10 protein-coding genes are annotated in these 11,775 nt (G+C 41.4%); 8 read left to right on the top strand and 2 right to left on the bottom strand.

All coding sequences use genetic code 11. From position 1 onward, the window contains the following. Both QZZ43_RS11390 and QZZ43_RS11385 read left to right on the top strand, forming a co-directional pair. Window positions 1-662, top strand: a 662-nt coding sequence (locus QZZ43_RS11390) for a hypothetical protein (RefSeq protein WP_291859239.1), incomplete at its 5' end; no start/stop codon positions are given. Beyond that, on the top strand, window positions 655-1,473 hold the full coding sequence (locus tag QZZ43_RS11385) for a hypothetical protein (RefSeq protein ID WP_291859236.1): 819 nt from the start codon (window positions 655-657) through the stop codon (window positions 1,471-1,473). The genes QZZ43_RS11390 and QZZ43_RS11385, both read left to right, overlap by 8 nt. A 63-nt stretch (window positions 1,474-1,536) precedes the next feature. On the opposite strand, the gene QZZ43_RS11380 is transcribed toward QZZ43_RS11385, so the two are convergent. Next, the gene (locus tag QZZ43_RS11380) at window positions 1,537-2,034 is read right to left on the bottom strand and encodes an outer membrane beta-barrel protein (RefSeq protein ID WP_291859233.1); all 498 of its coding nucleotides are present in this window, start codon (window positions 2,032-2,034) and stop codon (window positions 1,537-1,539) included. Between the two features lie 798 nt (window positions 2,035-2,832). Here QZZ43_RS11380 and QZZ43_RS11375 point away from each other — a divergent pair. The 6 genes from QZZ43_RS11375 to QZZ43_RS11350 all read left to right on the top strand — a co-directional run bounded on the left by QZZ43_RS11375 (window position 2,833) and on the right by QZZ43_RS11350 (window position 11,168). Beyond that, window positions 2,833-3,675 carry an outer membrane beta-barrel protein gene (locus QZZ43_RS11375; protein WP_291859230.1) on the top strand — a complete coding sequence of 281 codons (843 nt, stop codon included), beginning with the start codon at window positions 2,833-2,835 and terminating at the stop codon, window positions 3,673-3,675. A 231-nt stretch (window positions 3,676-3,906) separates the two neighbouring features. After that, the gene (locus tag QZZ43_RS11370; RefSeq protein WP_291859227.1) at window positions 3,907-4,629 is read left to right on the top strand and encodes an outer membrane beta-barrel protein; all 723 of its coding nucleotides are present in this window, start codon (window positions 3,907-3,909) and stop codon (window positions 4,627-4,629) included. A gap of 202 nt (window positions 4,630-4,831) precedes the next feature. Then, window positions 4,832-6,982 (top strand): S46 family peptidase, encoded by a 2,151-nt coding sequence (locus tag QZZ43_RS11365; protein ID WP_291859224.1) that lies wholly within the window; start codon window positions 4,832-4,834, stop codon window positions 6,980-6,982. A 668-nt stretch (window positions 6,983-7,650) separates the two neighbouring features. Beyond that, on the top strand, window positions 7,651-9,798 hold the full coding sequence (locus QZZ43_RS11360) for a S46 family peptidase (RefSeq protein ID WP_291859221.1): 2,148 nt from the start codon (window positions 7,651-7,653) through the stop codon (window positions 9,796-9,798). Between the two features lie 143 nt (window positions 9,799-9,941). After that, window positions 9,942-10,517: a MarC family protein gene (locus QZZ43_RS11355; protein ID WP_291859218.1), complete on the top strand. Its 576-nt coding sequence runs from the start codon at window positions 9,942-9,944 to the stop codon at window positions 10,515-10,517. A 12-nt stretch (window positions 10,518-10,529) separates the two neighbouring features. Then, the gene (locus tag QZZ43_RS11350; protein WP_291859215.1) at window positions 10,530-11,168 is read left to right on the top strand and encodes a ribonuclease H family protein; all 639 of its coding nucleotides are present in this window, start codon (window positions 10,530-10,532) and stop codon (window positions 11,166-11,168) included. 2 nt (window positions 11,169-11,170) lie between these two features. Here QZZ43_RS11350 and QZZ43_RS11345 read toward each other — a convergent pair. Beyond that, the coding region (locus QZZ43_RS11345) for a histidine kinase (RefSeq protein ID WP_291859212.1) at window positions 11,171-11,775 on the bottom strand (605 nt) is incomplete at its 5' end.

Raw genomic sequence — 11,775 nt, 5'->3', positions numbered from 1 at the left:
GATGGGCTAAATACAATCTGAAGCAGCTATTGGCGTCAAGTGAAACCTTAAAACAGGTCAGCCCCGAATCGGAATTCTATCCCAAATCGCAACTTTTTGGAACCTATAATCTCATCCACATTGGAAAATACCACCAGGCAGTTGATATGCTGAACCATTTTCAGAAAAGCAACGAAACGGAGGAGCATTTTTCCCTTTTCCTCCAATCCGGAATACAACTTCTCAACCGGGAAGTGGGAGCATACCGGACAATGGCCAATCAACTGCCCCAGGATTATTACGGTTTTGCCAAAGAGGTGGCTTTTCTTAACAACATTGCCACCTCAATAGAAGACAAAAGACCTAAATCACCCGTTTTGGCAGGGATTCTTTCGGGTATCATCCCCGGCTCAGGACAGATTTATGCCGGTAAAACGGGACAGGGAATTGCAGCAATGCTCATGACCTCCGGACTGGCAGTGGTTGCTTTGGAGAACTATAACAAAAGGGGCCCCGAAAAATTTGAGACCATCTTTTTTGGGTCTGTATTTACCGTCTTCTATATCGGGAATATTTATGGTGCCACATTTTCAGCAAAAATTGCAAACGACGAGAACAATGAACTCATTAACAGACAGATTCTTTTTAATCTTCATATTCCTTTGCGCAACATTTTTGACTAACGCACAAGTCGAAAAAAGCGTTTATTGGAACAATGCCGACAGTTTGCTGACTGCCCGAAACTACACCGGCAGCCTGGTGGAGCTGGAACGGATTGTTTTCACTACCTCAGACCAGAAAGTCAGGCAAAAAGCCATTTTCAGGAAGGCCATGGTTCATAAATCCACGGGCCGATACGAAGAGGTGCAAGCCGAACTGACCCGTATAGGCGTAATCCGCAACCCGAAAGATTCTCTTTTTACCCTGAAAGCATACGAACTGGCGCTGGCGCAATACATGACGGAAGATTATCAAAGCGCCCTGAATACAATTGAAAATTGCACCATTATGCTTCCCGAAAAACATCAGGCTATTCAAAGTCTGCTAACCCTCAAAGCTCTTTGCCACAACCAGATTTTTCAGTTCGATGAAGCCGAAAAAACCCTGGTGGAATTGCAGAAACATGTCCCTGAAGAACAATCAGCATTATACACAAAAGCAATAGGGAGATACGACGATACTCCAAAGTATAAAGACCCCGAAAAGGCCCGGCATTTGTCGTTACTTCCAGGACTGGGCCAGGTTTATACCGGAAAAGTATTCGAAGGAGGAGTTAGTTTTCTTTTAAATGCTTCTGCCCTGAGCTTTGGAGCCTGGCAGGTTTATTCGGGTTACTACTTTACAGGTTATGTGGTTGGGGTAACCCTCCTTCAGAAATTTCATTCGGGAGGTCAGCACAGAGCAGAACTGCTGGCCATAGAAAAAAACCGAAAAAACATTCTGGAGTTTAACACTGAAATCACCAATGCGCTTTTGAATGTCAATGAGAAGTAAAAGTCACTAAAAAAGCCGGCCTTCTTAAGAAAGCCGGCAACTTACAGATTTTAACAATATTGTTTAGAAAAGAACTCCAAAGGATATCGCTACTTGCTCAAAAGCAGTGTCATATTTTAACTCTCCGTAGAATTGCTGCATATTGGCCCCTATACCAAGGTTGAGCCCAATCTCACTATCATCTGAAGAACCACCATCCCATAATTCATTGCCTCCCCAGTCAATCTTGGCATAACTATAGTTTAATCCTCCCAACGCATAAATACCGATGTCCCCTTCTGCCTGAAATTGGTAGTGAGCATCAGCATTCAACTGCCAGTAGGTAATATCAGCATCTGAAGGCGCTGATGCAAAGAAATAGGTAAAACCCGGAGCAATTGACCAGCTCTCATCGAACGCATAGTCACCCCTGATATTCAACCCTATCCCCAATTTTTCATCACCATCATCATCATAACCTCCCGCTTTGGTTCCTAATGTTAAACCACCACCCACTTTAAACTGAGCAGAAACAACAGTTGCAAAAAACAAAGCAACTGCAAATAACAAAAATCTCTTCATGGCCTTGAGTTTTAGTTAAATTTACAATTCAATATTTATTCGATAACTACCCGGCAATATACTGTGTCGATCTATAAACTTCAAGTTGTTTTAGGATAAAGTGGTCTTTTTAGTGATAAACAGATAATAACTGTAGATAAATTCAACCTCTTTAGACCATTAAATTTTTGGAGATTATATCCCAGTTTGTATTTTTATATCTAAAGAGAGTCTTTGAATGCGTATCATTATAACACAAGAAAACAATTTCAAAGAGCTCTCTATTTTCAAATCTATAACAATGATCGGCCCCTCGTTTGGAACCGGGAAATTTCCTTCAATATTGAAAAAACCTAATGTCATTGATCTGGAATACAGACAGCGGCGAAAGAAAGGAGTCCCATGAGAATAGCACCCGGGTTTAGCCGGGTGGCAAAATATAAACACAAGGGATTACTGTAGCCAGCTTCAAGCCGGCTTCCTTGAACAACCCCACAGACAGCAGATTATGGGAGCCTGCTAAAGCGGGCTAAAAACAGGGGTGCGCGTTACATATATCGCCATACTGAAGCATGGCGCTAATCTCATTCCCCTATCGAAAAGTATCCCGAAGTTTTAGGTTCTCACATCAATAGTGATAATTAATAATATCATAATCATTAAAAAAAGGATTTCATTCCTTAACCTGTGACCCTGATTATAGTTAAGTGAATTAACCCCGGATTTTGAGTTGTAGAATATTCTATTGAATTATTCTAAAAAAACAAGACGTTTTTATTAACTTTGTTTATACTTAAAAAACCCTAAACCAATTTCACCATGAAAAAACTATTTGTTACACTGGTTTTTGTCGCATTTGCTCTTACAACCTTTTCCCAAAACAACTATCGGGATGTTGTCCATCTCAAAAACGGAAGTATTATTAAAGGAACTGTTACGGAAATAATCCCCGACAAGCATATTAAAATTGTCACTGCTGACGGAAGCATCTTCGTTTATGCAATGGCGGAAATAGACAAGATGTCAAAAGAGGAAGGATTTAGTTTAACTCAGCAAAAGTCAACCAGAGCCGCAGATTATTCAGCGCCAACCTCCATGGGAAAAATAATAATTTCTGGCTCATCAGAATTATCCTATTCTTCTTTTTTAAACGAACAGAAAATATCCTACGACGATTTCTTCGGAGATACAGAGTCCATTAGTGAGGAATATGACGAAAGTGGGTTTAACTTCAAATCTTCAGTTGCATATTTTATATATGACGGTCTGGCTTTAGGAATATCCATGGATTACGAAACATCAAAGTATGAATACGAAGATTCGGAAGAGAAAGAATCCTCTTTTATGATAGGTCCAAGTATGGTCTATTATTTCGGCTCCTCCAACATCAAACCTTATATTTTTGGAGAATATATGTTTGGCACATCCAAATCTGAGCAAAAAGAAGGGAGTAACTCCGAGGATTTTAAAATGAAGATGAATGGATGGGTATTGGGTGCCGGAATCGCATTTTTCCTGAACCAAAACCTGTCCCTTGACCTGGGAATGGGGTATTCAAATGCCTTAGCCGAACCGGAATCTGACAATATCGATCCGAACATTGACATTGAGATGACCGCTAAAGGCATTGCACTAAACGGAGGAATTTCTGTGTATTTCTAAACCTTCCAGAACAAAATCCAAGAGGCTGTCCAAAAAGTCATGGGTTTCGTGTTTTTTGTCATTCTGAACCCAGTGAAGAATCTAACCTGATTAATTCACAAATAATCTATTACTATGTTCAACTATCTCCAAACTAACTCAAAAAAAAATTGATTGGTCCAATTTGTTTAAATCTTTTATTTTTTTCATTACTTCGTTTTTCACATCTGTCAAACATAAAATCAAATCGTTATGAAAAAGTATTTTTTTACAATCTTATTTTTAACCATAGCACTTACAGTCTTTTCCCAAGCCAACTATAGAGATGTAGTACACTTAAAGAATGGAAGTGTAATTAAAGGAATGATAATCGAGCAAGTTCCCAACAAACAGATAAAAATTGAAACAGCAGATGGAAGTGTCTTTGTCTATGAAATGTCAGACATTGAAAAAATGGCCAAAGAAAAAACTGAAGAAGTACCATCTTCCTGGAAAACTGAAAACAAAGGATTCTCTTCACCAACCGCTAAAGGACAAATCATGTTAGGAGGAAGTTCTGATCTATCTTTCAGTTCAATATCTCCAGATGGTGGTGACAGTCAAACGGAATTCAAAATCCGTCCTACTATTGGAACATTCGTAGCTGATAATTTTGGAATTGGAATAATGCTTAATTATGAGGATTATGAAAACAATTCTTTGTTTTTACTTGGTCCGGTTATTCGTTATTATTTTGGAACATCAAAGATAAAACCTTATTTACAGGGAGAATATGTTTTTGGTAATCAAAAATATGACAATGGATATGAAGATGAAAAATATGATGTAAACGGATTTGCACTTGGAGGGGGTTCAGCATTCTTTCTAAACCAGCACATTTCCATTGACATGGGGTTAGCCTATACTAAATACAATATTGAAGATTATGACTCTGATGGAATTGTTTTAAGCGGAGGCATCTCGGTTTATTTCTAACATTCAGGCAAAAAAAACATTCCAACCACTGTTCCCCCGACGGGACAGTGGTTTTTTTGTATCCTCACCAAAGCAATTCAGCATCCACCCCAACTATTTGAACAGAGATTATTATCTTTACAGGCAATTAAAAATAAATAAACCGTAATTATAGCAACCGCACATACCTAAAGCGCGGTTGAAAAACCAAAAAAACGCGAAAATGAAAAAAATAACCGCGGTATTGGTGGCCCTTGTAATTGGATTTGCAGGCACACTAAAAGCTGATGAAGGAATGTGGCTGTTGCCACTGATTAAAAAACTGAATATCGAAAAAATGCAGGAGAAAGGACTGAAGCTCTCTGCAGAAGAAATTTACTCTGTCAATCAGTCCAGCCTGAAAGATGCCATCGTTATTTTTGGTGGCGGGTGTACCGGAGAACTCATCTCCGACCAGGGGTTAATCCTGACCAATCACCATTGCGGCTATGGAACCATCCAGGAGTTAAGCTCGGTAGAAGACAACTACCTGGAGGACGGTTTCTGGGCAAAGAGTCTCGAAGAGGAGATTCCCGCTCCCGGCTTATCGGTCACTTTCATGAAACGAATGGAAGATGTTACCGAAAAAATTGAAGCCGGACTGACTGAAGAAATGACAGAAGAGGAACGCATGGCTGTTGTGGACAGCATTTCCACCCAAATTGCCGACAGCGTAAAGGGCGACACACATTACCGTGCGCTGGTTCGCGACTTTTACGGCGGAAATCAGTTTTATCTGATTGTTTACGAAGTTTTCAACGATGTACGTTTTGTTGGCGCTCCCCCGTCATCCATCGGAAAATTCGGTCACGACACCGACAACTGGATGTGGCCCCGTCACACCGGCGACTTTTCAATGTTTCGTGTTTATGCCGATGCAGAAGGAAATCCTGCTGAGTATTCACCCGAAAACAAGCCGCTGAAGCCGGCGCATCACTTGCCCATCTCTCTAAAAGGATATGAAAAAGACGATTTCGCTATGACACTGGGATTCCCCGGTAGTACTGAGCGTTACCTTACTTCATGGGGTATCGATGAGCGTATGAATATATTCAACTACTCGTTGATTAATCCGCGTGGTGTAAAGCAGGAGATCTGGCAGAAAGCCATGAACAGCAGCGAGAAAATCAGGTTGCAATATGCTTCTAAATACTCACGAAGCTCCAATTACTGGAAAAACAGTATTGGCATGAACCGCGGACTGAAAAACCTCAATGTAATTGCCAAAAAACAGGAACTGGAAGAGCAATTCGAAAATTGGGTAAATGAAGATGCCGACCGTAAAGCAAAATACGGAGAGGTGCTGACGGAACTCGAAACAGCCTACAGCGAGCGTGCCCCGTTCTATCTGGCTCAGAATTTTGTTCGTGAGTGTATGCTTCGCGGAACGGAGATATTAGCCTTTTCCCTCTCAGCCCGAGACCTTGAGACCGCTCTGGAAGAAGAAGACGAGGAACAAATTTCGGCTGCTGTGGAAGCTTTAAAAGAAATGGGAAAAGAATTCTACAAAGACTATCATGCAGCCACCGACCAAAAGGTAATGGCGGCTCTTCTCAACTTGTATTACGATGAAATTGACGCCAGTTTTTACCCTTCATTTTTCGGGGACATCAAAACTGAAAAAGAAGATGGCTTTGAAGACTTTGCCGGTAAACTTTTCAAAAAATCACTGTTTGTCAGCAGCGAGGATTTCAACGGCTTCCTGGAGAATCCAAAGTTGAAAACGCTTCAAAAAGATCCCGCCTACCAGGCTGGCCAATCAACCCTGGAATTATATTTCTCACTTTGGGAAAAGACCAGAGAGTCTAACATGACCATCACCAAAAACCATCGTCTTTTCATTGCCGGATTACAGGACATGAATCCTGACAAAGTCTATTACGACGATGCCAACTTCTCGATGCGCCTGAGTTACGGTGAAGTCGGTGATTACGAAGCACGTGATGCCGTGATTTACAAGCATTACACCACCCTTGAAGGGGTAATGGAAAAAGAGAAGCCCGACGATTATGAATTTGCCGTTTCCGAAAGACTCAAAAAGTTGTACGAAGAAAAAGATTACGGCCGCTACGCAAACAAAGACGGTCGGATGTACGTAAACTTTACTACAGACAACGACATTACCGGTGGAAACAGCGGAAGTCCTGTTATTAATGGTGAAGGACATCTTTTCGGTCTTGCTTTTGATGGCAACTGGGAAGCCATGAGCGGAGACATCGCTTTTGAACAGAAACTTCAAAAATGTATCAACGTGGATATCCGTTATGTACTTTTCATCATCGACAAGTATGCGGGAGCAACCAATCTCATCGATGAAATGACCATTGTTGAGTAGTTGTAATCTGTTTTAAATACAAAACATCAAAAAGGCCGGTTTTTTTTAGACCGGCCTTTTTTTGTTCCCGGATAATCTGGGATCGGATCAAACCTGTCCAAAATAGGGGCTGCTGAAAAAGTCAGCAGACCAATTTTTAATTTCTTTACAGATTTTCTTTTTGGCATTGCTCCAAAAAGAAACAAAAAAATCTAGTCCGTTTTAACCTATCCGCCCGCGAAAGCCAAAATTTCCGGCCATTGCGCAAGGCCTTGAAAGTCGCCCATTTTGTCTTCCCGCTATCCGCCGGCCCGGAAAACGGACAGGCCACCGCGCTTTTTAAATAGGAAAAATCGTTTAACCTAAAAATAACCTTTTGAACAGTGATATTTTGACTATTAATCACCACAGATGCAACCTTTTTGAAAGATTTACTTGAAAAACCTTGCACTTTGAATGAGATTGTTAACTTTAATTGTTTTTCAGCAAACCCTGAATATATTATTATCAAGAGCAACCCACATTGCGGATCTTTATGACCAGGATTTTCAAGTGGTTTTCAATAATCAACCCGAACCACCCCCTCCAGTCAAGCTAAAATTTCTTAAAATTGCTTTATAAAACCCATTATTTCCCACCATCTGTTGTAGATTCGCAACCACAAAAAATCATTTAAGTTGTTGCTGTTTATGAGAAAGCACATCTGGGCTCTGATTATTCTTTTTTGTTTTTTCACACTTCCGGCAAATGCGGATGAAGGAATGTGGCTGCCTTGGTTTCTGCCCCAATCGCAACTTGACAAGATGCAGGAAATGGGATTTGAGTTATCCTCCGAAGAAATCTATAGTACATCCCGCCCCTCACTAAAAGATGCAATTGTCTCACTGGACGATGGCAGCTGTACCGGAAGTTTTATCAGCAAAAAAGGTTTGATACTCACCAATCATCACTGTGCAAACGGCGACATTCAAAAACACAGTTCGGTAGAGACCGACCGGCTGAAAAACGGATTCTGGGCGCAAAGCTCCGGGGAAGAAATCCCCAATCCCGGAAAAACGGCGACCCTGCTGGTCGATGTACAAGACCTGACCACCATTTTCAGCCCGGTTTTAAAAAACGCAAGCACCCGGATGGAACTGGAAATGAAAATTGACAGTCTTTCCGGACTCATATTGGATACCCTTTCGCTGGCCCCCTCACATGAAGCAGAAATTAAAGATTTTAGTTTCAGAAACCGTTTTTTTCTCATTGTGACAAAAACATATCGGGACGTCAGACTGGTTGCAGCCCCGCCCGAAGATATAGCTCAGTTTGGCGGAGAAAAAGATAACTGGAAATGGCCGAGGCACTCAGCCGACTTTGCGCTCTATCGAATCTATTGCTCCCCCGAAGGCGAATCGGCAGATTACCACCCCGAAAATATCCCTTACACGCCCAAAAAAAGTCTCGAAATATCAACCAACGGGGTTGAAGAAAATGATTTCGCACTCACCCTTGGTTATCCAGGAAACACACAACGATACATTACTGCTGAAGGCATTAGCGAAACGTACAAAATCATCAATCCTTTGATAACAGAAATCAGTGGCTTCAAACAAAAAATATGGGAAGAACAAATGCCCCGTTCACGCCAAACAGAAATAATGTATTCGGAGAAATATGCCTCCCTAATGAACTTCTCTCAGTACACTTCGGGGCAGAACAAAAGCATCAGCAAACTGAATTTAATTGAAGAAAGAAGAAGACTGGAAGATACCATCCAACAATGGATTATGCAATCCCCAAAAACTGAGGAAAACTACGCCTCCTTGCTTTCATCCATGGAAACGCTTTACCAGATGCGCGGGAATCTGACACACACCTCCTTTCTCACCTTTGAAACCATTCTTTCGGGAACAGAAACGGGCCAGTTTGTATTGAAGACTTTTGAACTTTTTTCACTCATCAACGAAGAAACTTCATCAGCAGAAAAAAAAGATGACCTGATAAAACAAATGAAAGAGAAAGCCGACCATCATTATGATAATTTCTCTCCAACCCTTGACCGGGAAGTTTTCCTGAGTCTGATGAACTATTACCGGACAAATGCACCTGACAGCATCCGAATAAATGATTCTACCCTACTGGGCACGTTTAATAACTTTGAGCAACTAGCCGATGCCATCTACACCCGGTCATACTTCTCCTCCCGCACCAGGTTCGAAGAGTTGATGAACAACCCTCAGCTGATGAATTTCCTGACGGATCCGGCTTTTGACTTTTATCTCAGAGTACTTCAGGAATTTGGCCCTGTTTATTCGATGTTCATCAGAATAGACCGGCAAATAGATTTTTCCATGCACCGATATTTCAAGCTTTTGAAGATGAAAGATCCGGAAAGGAATTTTTATCCCGATGCCAACAGTTCTATGCGTTTATCGTATGGCACGGTTAAAGGGTATTCGCCACGCGATGGTATCTACTACCAACCGTTCACCTCCCAAAAAGGAATTTTCGGTAAAATCCGATCCCAAAAACCGGAATATCAGTCCGCCATTAATTTCAAAGAACTATTTGAAACTGATGGGCGAAACTGGTATGCCAGTGAGCAGGAAACAACTCTGTGTTTTATTACCAACAACGATATTTCGGGAGGTAACAGTGGAAGTCCGGTACTTAATGCCGGGGGACAATTGGTTGGACTCGCTTTCGACGGCAATCTGGAAGGCATGGCATCCGACCTCTCTTATTCCGAGAAATTTCAGCGATGCATAAATGTTGACATTCGTTACATCTTATTTCTGATAGACAAAATGGGTCAATCACCTCATTTGCTGAAAGAGATGAATATCATATAAAATAATTTGCACCTCTGTTTCCATGATTTTTGACATTCCTAGCAGGACAAAATAATTCCTACATTTGTCCCAATGGTGATGAGTTCAACACTCATCCAAAAAGCCGCATTTAGCAACCAATTAAGAACAAAAAAACAATAGTCATGGGTCTCAACTTTCTGGAAATTATTTCCGCATTCATTGTTCTCTTTGCTGTAATTGATATCCTGGGTTCCATTCCAATCATAATTGACCTTCGAAATAAAGGCAATAAAATTAAAGCAACCCAGGCTTCCGTCGTATCCTTTGCCATTCTCATTGTCTTTCTATTTGTGGGGAAAGCGCTTCTGGGTTTATTTGGTGTTGATATTTCCTCTTTTGCCATTGCAGGCTCATTTGTGCTGTTTTTAATTGCCATAGAGATGATACTGGGGGTTACCATTTTCAGGCACGATTCGCCCAGTGGAGCATCACTGGTGCCCATTGCGTTCCCACTGATAGCCGGAGCCGGTTCTTTTACAACCCTTCTGGCCCTGCGTGCCGAATACGCCACCATCAATATCATTCTGGCTTTATTCCTGAATATCGTGGTGGTCTATACAGTTTTAAAAATCACCAACCGCATTGAACGGCTCATCGGCCAGGGTGGCATTTATGTATTGAAAAAATTCTTTGGAATTATCCTGTTGGCCATGGCAATTAAGCTATTCTCAAATAATGTGGCTAATATTGCAGGATAAAACAAAGTTATCATGCCACAGAAGAAATTCTATGTGATTTGGGTGGGTCATCAGACAGGAATTGTCGATAATTGGGCAGAGTGTCAGCGTAGAATCAAAGGTTATCCTGCTGCCAAATACAAATCCTACAAAACACTTGATGAGGCTCAAAAAGCCTTTGAAACGCCCTGGTCAGATATCATCAGCACCAGCAACAAAAAGAAAAATACGAAAGTTTCGACCCGGGGCACTGAAAATCCCGATTACCACCCCATCCTGCGCAGCCTTGCTGTGGATGCTGCATGCAGCGGAAACCCAGGTCCCATGGAGTATCAGGGCGTTTTTGTAGATTCCGGCAAGCAATGGTTTCATGGCAAATTTCCACTTGGCACCAACAACATCGGCGAATTTCTGGCTATTGTTCACGGGCTGGCCGAACTGAAACGAAAAAATCTGAATATCCCCATTTATACTGACTCAATTACTGCCCTGGGATGGATTAAAAAGAAGAAATGTGCTACCAAGCTGGAACGAAACAGCAACACAGAACCACTTTTCAAACTGATTGAAAGAGCTGAGAATTGGCTGAAACAAAATTCCTGGTCGCAATCTATTTTAAAGTGGGATACAAAGGCCTGGGGAGAAATACCTGCCGATTTTGGCCGAAAATAGCACTATTCAACATTTATCAGCGGCAACCAATATCTGAGTCTGGTGCCTATTATTTCGCCGTCGTTAATAATGTCCACCCGTTCCATTTGCCTATGCCGCAGCCCAAATTCCTTGCGTAAAGAAGTAATTCGCTCTTCAATCACGGCATAAGTAGCCCTTGATTGGCTGTCAGGAACAACCACCCCTTTATTCTCAATAGTCACTTCCAACTCGTTCTCTTTCTGTTCGTACAGAACAGTAATACCCGGACAACAACAGTCTTTGCTTTTCCCTTTGGCAAAAAAATCATCTATCAGAGGCCGCGATAGCATAGGCGGAACTTTCAGATTGCAAGAATCAGAAATTATTTCAGAACTGACACCACAATCAATAGTCTGATAGTAACGACGACACTGAACTTTCAGATACTTGTTAAGCACCTCTTTTTCTTCTGTCAAAGAAATCAGTTCCACATCAGAATACCCTATCATTTTGCGGATAAGAAACGCAATATCACTTAAATATTCAGAAGCTTCCCCTTTGTGGTCACTCAAAATATAATTTTGCAATGAAGTAAGCGCATTAAAGATAAAGTGCGGATTCATCTGGATAGATCGGAAGAGCGTCG

It is taken from the genome of Marinilabilia sp., from assembly GCF_016278715.1.
Lineage (GTDB): Bacteria > Bacteroidota > Bacteroidia > Bacteroidales > Marinilabiliaceae > Marinilabilia.
The sequence above is the reverse complement of the archived record's forward strand: the minus strand, read 5'-3'. Positions and strand labels throughout refer to the sequence as shown.